At 74.1% G+C, this 14,526-nt stretch carries 9 protein-coding genes; 5 read left to right on the forward strand and 4 right to left on the reverse strand.

Going from position 1 to position 14,526, the window contains the following annotated elements; genetic code table 11:
* Positions 1-16: 16 nt before the first annotated feature.
* The gene (locus tag Nocox_RS43790; RefSeq protein WP_026215180.1) at positions 17-6,640 is read right to left on the reverse strand and encodes a CHAT domain-containing protein; all 6,624 of its coding nucleotides are present in this window, start codon (positions 6,638-6,640) and stop codon (positions 17-19) included.
* Between the two features lie 135 nt (positions 6,641-6,775).
* Here Nocox_RS43790 and Nocox_RS28250 point away from each other — a divergent pair, with 135 nt between their 5' ends.
* The gene (locus Nocox_RS28250; protein WP_020547267.1) at positions 6,776-7,177 is read left to right on the forward strand and encodes a nitroreductase family deazaflavin-dependent oxidoreductase; all 402 of its coding nucleotides are present in this window, start codon (positions 6,776-6,778) and stop codon (positions 7,175-7,177) included.
* Between the two features lie 48 nt (positions 7,178-7,225).
* On the opposite strand, the gene glgA is transcribed toward Nocox_RS28250, so the two are convergent.
* Positions 7,226-8,392, reverse strand: a complete 1,167-nt coding sequence (gene glgA, locus Nocox_RS28255; RefSeq protein WP_026215181.1) for a glycogen synthase — start codon at positions 8,390-8,392, stop codon at positions 7,226-7,228.
* A 215-nt stretch (positions 8,393-8,607) separates the two neighbouring features.
* Between glgA and Nocox_RS28260 the strand changes: the two genes are divergently transcribed.
* Complete coding sequence (locus Nocox_RS28260) at positions 8,608-9,786, forward strand: glucose-1-phosphate adenylyltransferase (RefSeq protein WP_246649573.1); 1,179 nt, start codon at positions 8,608-8,610, stop codon at positions 9,784-9,786.
* Between the two features lie 131 nt (positions 9,787-9,917).
* Here the strand turns inward: Nocox_RS28260 and Nocox_RS28265 are convergent, their stop codons facing one another.
* Positions 9,918-10,595 carry a hypothetical protein gene (locus Nocox_RS28265; protein ID WP_157383465.1) on the reverse strand — a complete coding sequence of 226 codons (678 nt, stop codon included), beginning with the start codon at positions 10,593-10,595 and terminating at the stop codon, positions 9,918-9,920.
* A gap of 152 nt (positions 10,596-10,747) precedes the next feature.
* Here Nocox_RS28265 and Nocox_RS28270 point away from each other — a divergent pair, with 152 nt between their 5' ends.
* Positions 10,748-12,226: an Nramp family divalent metal transporter gene (locus tag Nocox_RS28270; RefSeq protein ID WP_020547271.1), complete on the forward strand. Its 1,479-nt coding sequence runs from the start codon at positions 10,748-10,750 to the stop codon at positions 12,224-12,226.
* 91 nt (positions 12,227-12,317) lie between these two features.
* On the forward strand, positions 12,318-12,590 hold the full coding sequence (locus Nocox_RS28275; RefSeq protein WP_020547272.1) for a GlsB/YeaQ/YmgE family stress response membrane protein: 273 nt from the start codon (positions 12,318-12,320) through the stop codon (positions 12,588-12,590).
* A 97-nt stretch (positions 12,591-12,687) separates the two neighbouring features.
* Here the strand turns inward: Nocox_RS28275 and Nocox_RS28280 are convergent, their stop codons facing one another.
* Complete coding sequence (locus Nocox_RS28280; protein WP_020547273.1) at positions 12,688-13,683, reverse strand: sporulation protein; 996 nt, start codon at positions 13,681-13,683, stop codon at positions 12,688-12,690.
* Between the two features lie 267 nt (positions 13,684-13,950).
* Between Nocox_RS28280 and Nocox_RS28285 the strand changes: the two genes are divergently transcribed.
* A complete protein-coding gene (locus Nocox_RS28285; protein ID WP_020547274.1) occupies positions 13,951-14,526 on the forward strand; it encodes an Rv1733c family protein in 576 nt (191 codons plus the stop codon).

Below are 14,526 nucleotides of genomic sequence, written 5' to 3' on the forward strand. Positions count from 1 at the left end.
GAGCGGCGCGTCCACGTCAACGCGGCAGGCCGAGCAGCGCGTACGGTGCCCACAGTTCGGGCTCGGCGGCTCCGTACAGTTCGCGCAGCGCCAGCACGGCCTCGCGCAGCGCCTGCGCCGGGTCCGCGCCCGCGCGCATCCGGCCGTACAGGTCCCGTAGGAGCGCCCGTGTGATCTCGGGGGCGGGCGGCCACAGGGGGAGGAGCACGGCACGGGCACCCGCGTGCAGGAACGCCTGCCCGAGCGCGGCGGGGCCGTCGCCGGTGCGAGGGTCGCGCGCGCAGCCGGCCAGGACGACGAGGCGGGCTCTCACGCGCAGGCTCATGAGCCGCCTCGCGCTCAGCACGCCGTCAGCCAGCCGCAGACCCACACCCAGCGGGTCGCCCAGGCCACGCAGGCGGCCCGGGCGACCCGGGTCGCCCAGGCCACGCAGGCGGCCCGGGTCGCCGGGGTGGGCGGGATCGTCGGGGTCGCGTACCACGTAGGCGGACAGGTCCACGACCTCCCAGCTCCCTGCCAGGCGGCCGGAGGTGGCGGCGGAGCCGGTGCAGGGGTCGGCTCCGAGCAGGGCGGCGGCGGTCCCGGCATCCGCGTCCGTGCCATGGGCCATCACCAGCGACCGCCCTCCGGCGCGGACCGGGGCCTCACGGGCCAGCCGGGCCAGGACGGCGGCCGAAGGCGCGTACGTCACCGGGCAGCGCTCGATCAGCGGCGGCCCGCCCCCGGGGGCGAGGGCGTGCAGCGGCACGCGGCACAGCTCGCGGTGCGGCAGCAGGTGGAGCATCGCCAGGTCGTCGCCGAGCTCCCGCAGGGCGTCCGCCAGCAGCAGGTCCGCCAGGCGGCGCCACAGGTCGAGCCGGCGTCTGCGGGCGGCGAGGTCGAGCAGGCCAGGACGTTCGCCGTCGATCCCCGCCACGAACTCGGCCAGCAGCGCGGCATCGGCGGCCGACCTGAACGCGCGCGGCTCGGCCCAGCCGGTGCGGTGCGCGAGCACGGTGACGCCGCCCTCCCCCACGTGGAACCCGAGGAGCCCGGCCGGCTCGTCCCGCGCGACCAGCGCGTCCAGCTCCGCCCCCGTCAGCGGGGCGGCCCGCCGGGCGGCCACGTGCCAGGGAGCGAGGGGCTCCAGGTGCCGCCACAACGTCTCCAGCTCGTCCCGTACGGCGTGGGCGCGACGCACGAGCGCGACGGCTCGCACGGGGTCCCGGGCGCGCCCGGCCGCCGCCATCAGGGTGCGGGCCCGGGCGAGGTCGCGTTCCTCGCGTTCCAGCAGCTCCGGGGGGACGCCGGGCGGCGCGGGCCGGCTCCCGTCGCCCAGGTCCGCGGCCGGCGACCGAGCCTTGGCCTGCTCGGCCCGCGCCCACGCGACCCTGCCCCGGCTCAGGCGCACCGCGAGGGACACGACACGATCCAGCACGCTCCCCTCCCCATCCGGTGAGACGGAGGACCCCGGCCCGGCGAAGGGGGTGGGGCGGCCCGAAGCAGGCCCCGAGCCGGTGGAGTGGGCGGGGCGGTCCGCGGCAGGCCCCCGGCTGGTGAAGAAGGCGGGGGGACCCAGGGCAGGAGCCGGGCTGGGGAGGTCGCAGGCTCGGTCGGCGTCGGCCAAGGCGGCGGTGAGGTCGCCGAGCTGGGCCGCCGCGTCCGCGCGGCGTTCGAGGGCGAGTCTCAGCGCCGGCTCGTGTCCCAGGTCGGCCAGCACCTCGACGGCGCGGGACAGCCGGTCATGCGCTCGTCCCGGGTCGCCGGCGGCCAGGTCCAAGGCGCCGAGAGCGGCCAGCGCGAGCCCTTCCCCACCGGTGAAGCCGATCCGCCGCGCCAGACCGGCCGCCTCCTCCAGATGGTCGGCGGCGGCCGGCGCCACAGGACCGGAGGGCGACGCGACCGGGCCTGAGGCGGGGGTGTGGGTGCCGAGGGCGATCAGGGTCAGGACCGTGGCGCGGTCGTCGCCGGTCTCGCGGTGGACGGTCAGTGCGCGTTCCAGGAGCGGCCCGGCCTGGGCCGGCTCGCCGCACAGCACATGGACGAGGGCCAGGTCGGCGCAGTCGTCCCCGAGCCCCGCCCGCTCGGCCAGCTCCTCGCGGAGCGCGATGGCGTACCGGTAGAGGGCGGCGGCGGCGTCCAGCTCGCCGAGTTCGAGGTGGAGGGAGGCGCGGCCGGACAGCAGGGGCGCGCGAAGGGCGCGCCACACGGGGGCCGTCGTCAGGGTCAGGCCCTCGTCGTACGCGCGGGCGGCGTCCGTCCAGCGGCCCTGGTCGGCGAGGGCCCGGGCCAGCGCGGTCAGGGCGTGGACCAGGGACGTGGGAAGGGCAGGACCGGCGTTGTCGCGGGCCAGTTGCACGGCGCGGGTGAGGTGGCCGATGGCCTCGTCGGGCCGGCCGAGTGCGTGCGCGGCGGCCCCCAGGTTGCGCAGGTGCTCGACCGTACGGGCGTCGCGCAGCTCGAAGCCCTCGGCGGCGTAGCTGTAGGCGGCGGTGAGGTCGCCCAGGGCCAGGCAGTACGAGGACAGCTTGGCGAGAAGGTGGGAACGGTCCTGCGGGAGGAGCGGGACGGCGGCGCCGGGGTCGTCGTCGCCCCAGCCGGGCGGGCCGCCGAATGCGCCGCCGTCCTGGAGGCCGTACGGGGGACCGTCCTGGGGGCGGCCGGCGGGTGCGTCGGGGCGGGCCTGGGCCAGGGTCTGCTCGGCCATGGCGCGGGCCAGCGGAAGATCGCCCGCGGACTCGGCCTCCTCCAGGCGCAGCCACGTCTCCAGGCGTTCCGCGGCGGCCGGACCGATCTCCTCCACGCGGTCGCGCGCGCCCCGGAGGGTGGAGACGGCCTCGGCCAGGGTGGCCCGGCCGCGCGTGAGGTCGCCGAGCGCGAGCTGGACGGCGGCCACCCGGGACAGGACGTCCGCGTCCAGCCCGCCCGACAGGGCCATGGCCGCCACGATCTCGAACGGCGCCGCCGCCCACCGCCCACCGCTCCCCTCCCCCGCGTCATCGCTCTGGTCCTGGGAACCGCTCACCCGGTCAGGGGCGGACTCCCGGCCGGGCCGAGGTGACCCGGCCGAGTCGGGCGGCTGGTGAGCTGGGGTGAGGGTGATGAGGCCGGACTCCAGGGCGGCGCGGGCGCGGCGGTGTTCGCCGCGTTCCTCCAGGGCGAACCCGAGCCGGAGCGAGGTCAGGGCGGCCAGGCGGGGCTGGGCGGCGGCGCGGAAGGCGGTGACCGCCTGCTCCAGGGCGTCGATCCGGGCGGGCAGGTCGCCGAGGCGGGCGGCGAGCGAGGCCAGGCGGTCGCGGACGACGGCTTCCCTCAGCGGGTCGGCGGCGGCCAGTCCGAGGGCGGCACGCAGGCGCTCCCCGGCGACCGCGAACTCCCCCAGGCGTTCGTCCAGCACCGCCCGGTGCAGCGTGGCGAGGAAGAGCGCGTCCAGGTCGCCGCCGGCGGCGGCCAGGTCCAGGGCGCGGTCCAGCTCCGTGGCCGCGTCGTCCGGCAGGTCGAGGGCGGACAGGGCGGCGGCGCGCATGGTCAGGGCCGTCGCCTCCTTGCCGGGCACGCGCAGCCGGGCGAACGCCTCGGCCGCCGCCCCGAACTCCTCCAGCGCCCGCCCCGGCTCCCCCTCCGCGTAGGCGAGCGCGCCGAGGTTGTAGCGGACGGCGGCCGCGCCGTCCAGGTGCCCGATCGCCTGGTATTCGTGCTCGGCCAGCTCGAAGGCCGCCCGTGCCCCGGCCGGGTCTTCGGTGGCGCGCCGGCGCTGGGCGATGCGGTACCACTCGTCGGCGGGCTCGCGCCGGCCGCCGTGGCGGCGTACGACCTCGACCAGGCGGGCCTCGCAGGCGGCGGCCTGCGCGTGGTGGCCGCGTACGGACAGGAGGACGGCGTGCGCGTCCAGGGCGCGGCAGGCGTCCTCCCAGGCTCCGGCGGCCTCCAGCTCGATCGCGCAGGCGGCGATGCGTTCCCCGGCGGCGGTGAGGTCGCCCTGGTCGACGGCGGCGCGGGCGGCCGGGACCAGCACCAGCGCCGCCTCCCTCGCCTCCCCGAGCGCCAGGTACAGCTCGCGGGCCCGGCCCGCGCAGGCGAGGGCGGCGGCGGGGTCGGCGGCCGACAGGTACGCGGCCGCCGCCTTCATCTGGTGGACCGCCTCGCCCGCGGTCAGCCCGGCCCCCGCGCACAGGGCGATCGCCCGCAGGTGCTGCTCCACGGCCCCCGCAGGATCGCCCGCGCGCAGCAGGACGTCGCCCAGGTGGCCCAGCTGCTCCGCCTCGGCCGGGGCGTCGCCGAGCGTGCGGTGGACGGCGGCCGCGCGTTCGAACGCCTCGGCGGCGCGGGCCGGGTCGTTCAGGTGGTCGTGGTTGACGCCCTGGAGGGAGAGGACGTGCGCGGTGCGGGCCCGGTCGCCCTCCTCGTCGAAGGCGGCGGCGGCGCGGTCGAGAACGGTGCCGGCGGTACGGCGCCGCCCCGCGCGGGCCAGCCGGAGCGCGGTCTCCAGGAGGAACGCGCCGCGGCCGAGGTCCCGGCGCGGGGCGGCGTTCCGCTCGGCGTACGCGAGGAGTTTGAGCGTCAGGGACTCGTCGGACGTCTGGAGGGCCAGGTCGGCGGCGGCCCTGGCGAGGTGTTCGTCGGCGGGAAGCCGGGTGGGGTCGCTGAGCAGGACGTCGAGCTGCGCCAGCAGGTCGGGGTCGCCGTCCCTCGCGAGGGCCAGGGCCTCGCCGAGGTCGCGCGGGTCGCCGACGTGGGAGAAGCGGGCGAGCAGGGCGCGGGAGAGCAGGCGGTGGGCGGGGGCCTGGTCACGGGAGCTCTTCACGGCCAGCTCGGCGGCCTGGCGGGCGGCCAGCACCGCGCCGTCGAGGTCCTCCTCGCGGTGCGGCACGCCGTCCTGGTGGGTGGCGCGCCGGCGGAGCAGCTCGGAGAGCAGCGTGTACGCCTCCAGCCGCGGCGCCGGCCGGTCGCCGGTGGCCAGGGCCTCGCGCAGGGCGGCCACCGCCTCGGCGGCGGTGGTCGGGGTGAGCCGGACGCGCAGGGCGCGGGCGAGGAGGAGCAGCGCGCCAGGGCGGGCCGGGTCGTCCGGGGCGTGGGCGGCCAGGGCGGTGCGGGCGGCGGCGACGGGGGCCGCGGGGTTGCCGCCTGTGGTCAGGGTGCGTTCGAGGAGGGTGGCGGCGAGGTCCGTGAGGAGTCCGGGGCGGTCGGGGTGGCTGGGCGGGACGGCCCGGGTGGCCTCCCGGAGGGTTTCGACGGCCACGTCGAGGTCCTGTTGCGCGCCGGTCGCCTCGTAGCGCCGCCGGCGCCGCTCGCCGAGCATGGCCAGGCGGGCGAGCGGGTCCCCGGAGAGCCGCCGCGCCAGCTCGAAGGTCGCACCGTACGCGACCCGCTCCACCCCAGGACCCCGCGTAGCGACGGAACCCTCGGGAGGGGCGGAACCACGCGGATCAGCTGGGTCGCCCGAATGGGCGGAACCACCAGGAAGGGCTGGAGCACCCGGATCGGCGGGGTCGCCCGGAGCAGCGGGGTCGTCGGTGATGTCGGGGGCGTCCGGACGGTCGGGGCTGTCCCACGTGGCCGGGCCGGCCGGGAAGGCGGGAGCAGGGAGTTGAGCGGGGGTGGGCTCTCGCGCGGAGGTGGGGTGGTGGTGGCCGGGGGTGGGGAGGCCGAGGGCCTGGAGCATTTCGTGGGCGGCCTCCAACGACCGTTCGTCGCCCGTCACCACGTACCACTCGACCAGTCCCGCCGCGTACGGCCCCAGCACCCCCGGATGCGCCCACCGTTCGTGCCAGAAGTCGAGCGCGCACTGCCCCACGCGGATGAAGGCGAGCAGGTCGTCGTCCAGGCAGGAGCGGGCGGCGCGGGCCTGGGCGAGGCCGACGAGGCTGAGCAGGGCGCGGGAGCGTTCGCGGGAGCCGGGCTCGGACTCGGCCGCCGACAGGTACGCCCGCACCAGGTCCTCGTCGTCGGGCACGGCCAGGGCGAGCGCGGCGGCGAGCTCCGCCAGGTGGGCGGCCTCGCCGGGGGCCGCGAGCGCGGCGCGGAACAGCACGTGCACGGCGTCGTCGAGGAGCTCCCGCTCCCCGGTCCGCCTGTACAGCCGGACGAGCCCGCCGCCGAGCAGGGCCAGCGCGCCGGGCGCCCAGGACGGGTCGGCGGTGCGCATGGCCTGGTGCAGCAGCAGCTCGCCGAGCCGGTCGGCGGCGTCGGCGGTGAGGTGGGCCGCGGCGCGCCGGACGAGGGCGTGCACGAGCAGCCCCACGTGCCGGTACGCCGCCGGGTCCACGTGCCGGAACACCTCCTCGACCAGCCCGGCCCAGGTGCCGGCCGCGTCGGCGGAGGGCGCGGCGGCCCCGCGCAGCTTCTCCGGCAGCCGCCCGGGGTCGAGCACGGCAACGGCGGCGAAGAAGGCGCCCGCGACGGCGGCGTCCTGACCGGTGCCCGTGTCAAGGCGGTCCGTGTCAACTCGGTCCGGGTCGAGGCGGTCCGGGTCGAGGCGGTAGCGGGCCAGGTGGAGCACGCCGATCAGCCGCCAGGTGGCGGCGTCGGAGCGGTCGCCGGCGCACGCCCGCATCGCCTGCTCGGCCTCGACCAGCGCCGCGGGATCCCAGATCAGCTCGGGATCGGCGGCCTGCTCGAACCGCTCGATGCGGGCGGCCAGCGCCTCGGCCGGATCGGTCATGGGCACAGGCTCTCACCGGCGCGCCCGTGCGTACAGGTGGGGGGCCGGGCGGCGGCGCGGCCGGCGGCGGCCAACTCTTCGTACAGACCAGGTGGGCGGCGGTGCGGGGCTCGTCCCGCTGGGTAGGGTCGCGGCATGCTCTATGGCAAGGAACATGTCCGGCGTTATCAGGAGACCGACGGGGCGGAGGGGCACGACTGGAACAACACCACCGTCCTCCTGCTGACCACGAAGGGCCGCAACTCGGGCCGACCGTACACCACACCACTGATCTACCAGCGTCACGGCGACGTCTACCTGATCGTGGCCTCGTACGGCGGCGCGCCCGACGACCCGCAGTGGTACAAGAACCTGAGGGCGGACCCCGAGGTCGAGGTGCAGGTGAAGGGCGAGAAGTTCGCGGCGCGGGCCCGCCCTGCCCGGCCCGAGGAGAAGCCGGAGATGTGGCGGGTCATGACGGCGACCTGGCCGCAGTACGACGAGTACCAGCAGAAGACCGACCGGGAGATTCCGATCGTCGTCCTGGAACGCACGTGAGGTGACCCTCGCGGGCGGACCGGCTCCCGGCTCCCGCCCGCGGGCGCCTCACAGGGCGGCGTAGAGCTCCATGGTGCGGTGGGCGATGCGCTCCCACGAGAAGTGCTCGACCGCCCGGGCCCGCCCCGCGAGGCCCATGGCGCGGGCCCGCCCTGGGTCGCGCAGCAGCGTGTTGACCCGCTCGGCCAGGTCGGCGGCGAAGCGGCCGGGGTCGTGCGGGGTGCCGTCGCGCTCCTGGGAGACGGGCACGAGCAGGCCGGTCTCGCCGTCGGCCACGACCTCGGGGATGCCGCCGGTGGCGGTCGCGACGACGGCCGTCTCGCAGGCCATCGCCTCCAGGTTGACGATGCCCATGGGCTCGTAGACCGACGGGCACACGAAGACCGTCGCGTGCGTGAGGAGCTGGATGACCTCGGGCTTCGGCAGCATCTCCCGGATCCAGTGGACGCCGTCGCGGTCGAGGTCGCGCACGAGCCCGCTCACCTCGGCGGCGATCTCGGGGGTGTCGGGCGCGCCCGCGCAGAGCACGAGCTGGGCGTCGGGGTCGAACGAGCGCGCCGCGTGCAGCAGGGGGACGAGGCCCTTCTGGCGGGTGATGCGGCCGACGAAGATCACGTACGGGCGGCCGGGGTCGATGCCGTGCCGGGCGAGGACGTCGGCGCCGGGGTCGGGGGCGTACTCGGCGGTGTCGATGCCGTTGTGGATGACGGTGACCTTCTCCGGCGCGATCTCGGGGTAGGCGGCCAGCACGTCGCGGCGCATGCCCGCCGAGACCGCGATGACGGCGTCGGCGGCGGCGAGGGCGGTGCGCTCGGACCAGGAGGAGATCGCGTAGCCGCCGCCGAGCTGCTCGGCCTTCCACGGACGCAGCGGCTCCAGGCTGTGCGTGGTGATCACGTGCGGGACGCCGTGCAGGAGCTTGGCGACATGCCCGGCGAAGTTGGCGTACCAGGTATGGGAGTGCACGACGTCGGCGCCCTCGCAGGCGGCGGCCATCTCCAGGTCGACACCGAGCACCTGGAGGGCGGCGTTGGCCTTCTCCAGCCCGCCCGGCACCCGGTAGGCGGAGACGCCCGGCTCGGCGCGGTCGGCGCCGAAGCAGCGGACCCGTACGTCGGCCAGCGGGCGCAGTTCCCGTGCGAGGTATTCCATGTGGACCCCGGCGCCGCCGTACACCTCGGGTGGATACTCCCGGCTGAGCAGATCAACACGCATAGGGACGACCTTACGATCAACGCGAGCATGGGACACGATCGACAAGCTCAGGGTCGGTGACCCGCGCCCGGCCGCCAGGCGGCAAATCGGGACACGAGGGAAGTTAACCGCGCCGCGATTCGTCGATAGAACGGCCATTTGAGGGTAGCGTCTCGGGCATGAGGTCCCGGAGGGTGCTTGCGGTCGTGCTGGCAGGTGGAGAGGGTAAGAGGCTCATGCCGCTCACGGCGGATCGGGCCAAACCAGCGGTGCCGTTCGGGGGGATATATCGGCTCATAGACTTCGTGCTGTCCAATCTGGCGAACGGCGGCTTCCTCAAGATCGTTGTGCTGACGCAGTACAAGAACCACAGCCTCGACCGGCACGTCTCACGCACCTGGCGGCTGTCGGCGATGCTCGGCAACTATGTGACGCCCGTGCCCGCGCAGCAGCGGCTCGGCCCGCGGTGGTTCTCCGGCTCGGCCGACGCGCTGTTCCAGAACCTCAACCTCATCTACGACGAGATGCCCGAGCACGTGATCGTGTTCGGCGCGGACCACATCTACCGGATGGATCCGCGGCAGATGGTCGAGCAGCACGAGGACTCCGGCGCGGACGTCACCGTCGCCGCGATCCGGCAGCCGCTGGCGCTGGCCGACCAGTTCGGCGTCATCGAGACCGACCCCGAGGGCCGCAGGATCGTCGCGTTCAGGGAGAAGCCGAAGGACGCGGTGGGGCTCGCCGACTCCCCCGACGAGGTCTACGCCTCCATGGGCAACTACGTGTTCAAGACCCAGTCGATGATCGACGCGCTGCGCGAGGACGCCCTCGACCCGACCAGCAAGCACGACCTGGGCGGCAACATCATCCCGATGCTGGTCAAGTCGGGCGGCGCCGACGTCTACGACTTCAAGAACAACATCGTGCCCGGCTCCAGCGAGCGCGACCGCGGCTACTGGCGCGACGTGGGAACGCTGGACGCCTACTACGAGGCGCACATGGACCTCATCTCGGCGCATCCGATCTTCAACCTCTACAACGACAAGTGGCCGATCTTCACCGGTCACGACCCGCTGCCGCCGGCGAAGTTCGTCCACAACGACGGCGACCGGGTGGGGCGGGCCATCGACTCGCTGGTCTCGCCCGGCGTGATCGTCTCGGGCGGCACGGCGCTCCGCTCGGTCCTGTCGCCGAAGGTGGTGATCCACTCGCACGCGCTGGTCGAGGACTCCGTGCTGATGGAGAACGTCAAGATCGGGCGGGGCGCGATCGTGCGCAAGGCGATCATCGACAAGAACGTCGTGATCCCCGACGGCGCGCGGATCGGGTTCGACCTGGACTACGACCGCACGCGCTTCGCCCTCACGCGCGGCGGCGTCGTGGTCATCGGCAAGAACGAGATCGTGGACCGCTGAACGCCGGAAGGCCCGCGCGGCGGCCGCGGGCCCCGGAGGGGGAGGAGGGGCGCGTCGTCATCAAGGGTGTGCCACAGGGAGGCGTCCCGGGGCGCTCGCGCGGCCCCGGGACCGGTCCGCTCTAGAGGTCTCTAGTAACGGCCGTGCATGGCGACCGGGTAGCGGTAACCATGGGCGCCCCAGTTGCGCCAGTCCTCGTCGGGCTGTGCCCAGCCCCATCGCCGGTCCCAGCCTCGGCCGGGATGGTCGTCCCAGTGGAACCTGCCGTGGAACCCGGGGCGGAACCTGGGGTGGAACCTGTCATCGGCCTCGTCGTGGAAGCCGCGATCGAAGCCGCGCTCGTACCTGTCGTCGTATCCGCGCTCGAACCTGCCGTCGAAGCCGTCGTCGTACCGGCCGTCGTACCGGCCGTCGAAGCCGCCGTCGAAGCCGCCGTCGAAGCCGTCATCGGACCTGTCGTCGTACCCGCCGTCGAACTCGTCGTCGTACCCGCCGTCGAACTCGTCGCCGAAGCCGTCATCGGACTCGTCGCCGTCGAAGTCGTCGTCGAAGTCGCCGTCGAAGCCGTCGTCGTCGAAGCCGTCGTCGAAGCCGCGCCAGCCGTAGTGGCGGTGCCGGTCGGGGTTCTTGCAGGCCTTGGCGTCGCGACGCCCGACCCAGACGCCCTCGGCGTCGATGCCGAACGAGTGCCTGCTGTCGCTGATGCCGATCTCGCAGCGCGAGATGGCGTTCGCCGGACCGGCCAGGCCGACGACCGCGACAGCCGCGGCGAGCACGCCGCCTGCGGCTATGAGGTTACCTTTCACCATTTCTCCCTGTGGTCACGATGTGACAACGCTCACTAACTGTAAGTAGCCACGGGCGATACGACGGGTAACGCCACGCACCGACCTGTCACCACGGATTTGGGCCTTGATGCCGCACCTGTACGGGATCACCCTGAACGTCAGGAGGCATTGACATGACGCATCCACTGGGAGTCAGCCGCCCCGATCTCGAGGTCACCGATCTACCCACACCCGAAGAGGTCTTCAAGGTCTCCAGAATCGGGTTCAAGGAGATCGTGAAGTACGCCGTCGGGCCCAGCCTGATCGCGCTCGGCATCTCGATCGGCAGCGGCGAATGGCTGCTCGGCCCGCTGAACGTGGGCCAGTACGGCTTCGTCGGCGTCGGCTGGGTGATCGTGGTCTCGGCGCTGCTGCAGACGTTCTACAACGTCGAGTGCTCGCGGTACGTCATCGCGACCGGCGAGTCGCCGGTGGTCGGCTGGGGCCGGGTGCCGCCGGGCTGGCCGCTGTGGGTACCGCTGTCCGTCCTCATCGTGATCTTCGCCTTCATCGCGGGCGGCTGGGCCGCCTCGGCGGGGCAGGGCGTGTACGCGCTGGTCCACGGCGTGCCCCCGGCCGCGACGGACGCCGAACCCCGCTGGTGGGCGGTCGGCCTGCTGGTGCTGGTGTTCCTCATCACCGCCTTCGCCCGCCGCATCAGCCGGGCGCTGGAGCTGGCCAACTGGGTGATGGTCGGCTCGATCCTGCTCGCGCTGATCGCGGTGGACCTGCTCGTGGTGCCGTTCGACCTGTGGTGGGAGGGCATCCGCGGCTTCCTCACCCCGGCCGCGCCGCCCGCGGGGATCACGGCCACCCAGCTCGGCGCGCTGGCCGGGTTCACGGCCCTGGCCTCGGGCCTCAACTGGTACGTGATGGGCCACTACCGCGACAAGGGCTACGGCATGGGCCACCGCGTCGGCTACCTCTCCGGGCTGCGCGGCGGCCGTAACCGCCTGCTGTCCAGCGGTGTCACCTTCCCCGACGACGACAGGAACCGGGGCCTGTGGCGCCGCTGGTACCGGCTGCTCATGATCGACATGTGGGGCGTGTTCTTCGTCGGCGCCATTCTCGGCATGCTGCTGCCGACGATCCTCATGGCGCAGGCGGTCGCGCTGAGCGGCGAGAAGCCGACGCGGGCCAACGTGCCGACGTTCGTGGCGAGCGCGCTCGGCGGAGAGTACGGCCGGGTGGTGTTCTACGTGGCGCTGGCGGTCGGGGTGCTGATCCTGTTCTCCACGCAGCTCGGCATCTTCGAGGCGATGGTCCGGGTGACGACCGACGCCGCCAACGCCTCCAGCCCCCGCCTGCGCGCGCTCGTCGAGGGCGACCCGCGGCGCTTCTACTACCCCTTCATGCTCGTGCTGCTGGTGGTCATCTCCATCGTCATCTTCCAGTCGCTGCCGGTGGGGCTGGTGGAGTGGTCGGCGAACATGTCGAACCTGGGCGCGCTGATCTACCCGTTCCTGCTGATGTACCTGAACAGCAGGCTGCCCCGGCCGGCCCGGCCCCGGCCGTGGCACTACGTCATCCTGGTGCTCAACTTCCTGTTCTTCGGCTTCTTCTTCGTCAACTTCATCGCCGACTTCGTGGGCGACCCGCTGGTGACGTTCTAGGGGCGATCAGGAGGCGGCGGCGGGCACCGGGAGCACCGGTCCGTTCGTTGTCGGGATGGCGGTCCAACGTCGTCTCTCCGGGAGTCGCACCATGGAAATCACCGGCATCATCTCCGGCATCGTCATCGGCGTCGTCGTCGGCGCTCTCGGGCGGCTCGTCGTGCCCGGACGCCAGCGCATCCCGATCTGGCTCACCATCCTCATCGGCGTGGTCGCGGCCCTCATCGGGACCGCGCTCGCCGCTGCGCTCGGCGTGGCCGACACCGGCGGCATCGACTGGATCGAGCTGCTGATCCAGGTGGCGCTGGCGGCGCTCGGCGTCTCGCTGACCGCCGGTCTGTACGTCAAGCGCCGCCGCGAGTGAGCGCCGGCGGGCGGCCACGGGGCACATCCCCGCGGCCGCCCGCCACAACCCGCTCGAAGCTCCCCTTTTCAGGCCCCGCTCCGCTCAGCGCGCGGGGTCACCACTCGTCGTCGCCGCCGCCGTCGTCGTCGCCCTCGAAGATCTCCTCGACGATCTCGCCGGCCACCAGTCCGCCCACGACGCCGGCGGCGCCCGCGGCGACCACCGCGCCGACGCCCGGCCCGCCACCGTGATGGTGCCCGTGGTGGTGCGGGTCGTGGTGCCCGTGGTGGTGGGGGTCGTGGTGCGGATCGTGGTAGCCGTGCGGGGCGCCGTGGTGGCCGCCGTACTCGGCCAGGCGCTGGAGCCAGCGCCCGATCTCGCCGGTCCAGTCGGTGCGCAGCGCGTCGTCGTGGCTGACGGTGAAGTGGTCGATGGCGTCGCCGGAAGAGTAGCGGCCGGCCCGCTTGTCGGCCTCCAGGACGACGGTCAGCCCGTCAGGTGAGGCGACGAAGGTCACCTCGACCTCGTTGACCAGGCCCTGGTGCTGCGGCGGCGGATAGAACTCGATCTCCTGGTAGAACGGCAGCCGCTGGTCCACGCCGACCAGCCGCCCCATCTCCAGGTCGGCCGACTTGAACGAGAAGCCGAGGGCGAGGAACGCCTCCAGGATGCGCAGTTGCGACGGCATCGGCTCGACCGCGAACAGGTCGAGGTCGCCCTTGTCCACGGCCTTGGCGATGGCCAGTTCGGTGCGCACGCCGAGGACCATGCCGCGCAGCGGCTGCCCGCCGATCTCGCTGACGGGCGCCTCCCACGGCACGGGCATGGTGAAGCCGAGCGTGCGGTCCTCGCCCTTGCGCAGCGTGAACGGCCCGGAGACGTCGAGGCGGGCGAACTCGTTGACGCCGGCGCCCTCCGAGTCGCCGTACTCGACCTCCACGCGGGCCACCAGGCCGAGCGTGACGTGCTCGATCTCGGCGTCGAAGTCGCCGCCCTTGAGCCGGACCTCGCCCTCCAGCGTGCCGCCCGGCCGCGTGCGGGACGTGGTGAGGACGGTGTCCACCGAGGGCGCGCCGACGCCGAACGCGCCCAGCATGCGTTTGAAGACCACGACTTTTGCTCTCCCTGTCGATGATCGGGTGGGTGATCAGGTGATGATCACTTCTTGCGCCCGTGCAACGAGCGGCGTCGCGGCCGAGTTCCTGAAACCCCAGCGTGCAGGGGGTTTTTGGGGGTATGGGGTGGTTCAGGCCGCGGGAGAGGGCGAAGGTCCCCTGGGGGTGAGGCTTATGGCACTCCTCGTACGGGCAGGTGGAGCGCACCTTTGTGGGTGTCGAGGAGGTGCGCGGTGAGAGCTGCTCTGGATTCCCTGAAGAGGGTGACGCGCGGGTACCGATGGGACCGCAACCCGCTGCGCCGCCGTACCGATCGTCTGGAGTCCGCGCTGCTGGTGGCCGCGGTCCTGCTGGTCCTGGCGAGCGTCTGGCCGGCGGTGCTGGCGGGAAGGGCGGTGTACGAGACCGGGATGGCCGAGACCCGGGTCGGGCCGGGCGGGCGGCAGCAGGTGACGGCGACCCTGCTGCAGGACGCGCCGCCGCCGAGGGCGGCGTTCGGCGAGGCGTCGCCGCAGTTGCCGCGCGCGCAGGCGCGATGGACGGGCCCGGACGGCGCGGCGCGCACCGGTGACGTGCCGGCTCCGGGGCTGGCGAGGAGCGGCACGGCGGTGCGGATCTGGATCGACGCCGAGGGGCGGCCGGCGACCGCGCCGAAGAAGCCGGTGGAGATCGGCTTCCGCGGGGCGGGCATGGCGGTCTTCACGGTGCTGGCGTCCGTGCTGCTGGCCGTCATCGGCTTCACGGCCGGGCGCTGGGTCCTCGACCGCCGCCGCTACCGCTCGTGGGACGCCGCCTGGGCCGTCGCCGACAAGCGCGGCCACGGCCGCCGGCGCGGCTGA

Origin of the sequence: Nonomuraea coxensis DSM 45129, assembly GCF_019397265.1 — a bacterium.
In the GTDB taxonomy this organism is placed as follows: domain Bacteria; phylum Actinomycetota; class Actinomycetes; order Streptosporangiales; family Streptosporangiaceae; genus Nonomuraea; species Nonomuraea coxensis.

Excerpts from the sequence above, each read along its gene's own strand:
- glgA (WP_026215181.1), bottom strand. The coding sequence starts at position 8,392 with ATGCGTGTTGATCTGCTCAGCCGGGAGTATCCACCCGAGGTGTACGGC.
- Nocox_RS28270 (WP_020547271.1), top strand. The coding sequence starts at position 10,748 with ATGACGCATCCACTGGGAGTCAGCCGCCCCGATCTCGAGGTCACCGAT.
- Nocox_RS28265 (WP_157383465.1), bottom strand. The coding sequence starts at position 10,595 with ATGGTGAAAGGTAACCTCATAGCCGCAGGCGGCGTGCTCGCCGCGGCT.
- Nocox_RS28250 (WP_020547267.1), top strand. The coding sequence starts at position 6,776 with ATGCTCTATGGCAAGGAACATGTCCGGCGTTATCAGGAGACCGACGGG.
- Nocox_RS28260 (WP_246649573.1), top strand. The coding sequence starts at position 8,608 with ATGCCGCTCACGGCGGATCGGGCCAAACCAGCGGTGCCGTTCGGGGGG.
- Nocox_RS28275 (WP_020547272.1), top strand. The coding sequence starts at position 12,318 with ATGGAAATCACCGGCATCATCTCCGGCATCGTCATCGGCGTCGTCGTC.
- Nocox_RS43790 (WP_026215180.1), bottom strand. The coding sequence starts at position 6,640 with ATGACCGATCCGGCCGAGGCGCTGGCCGCCCGCATCGAGCGGTTCGAG.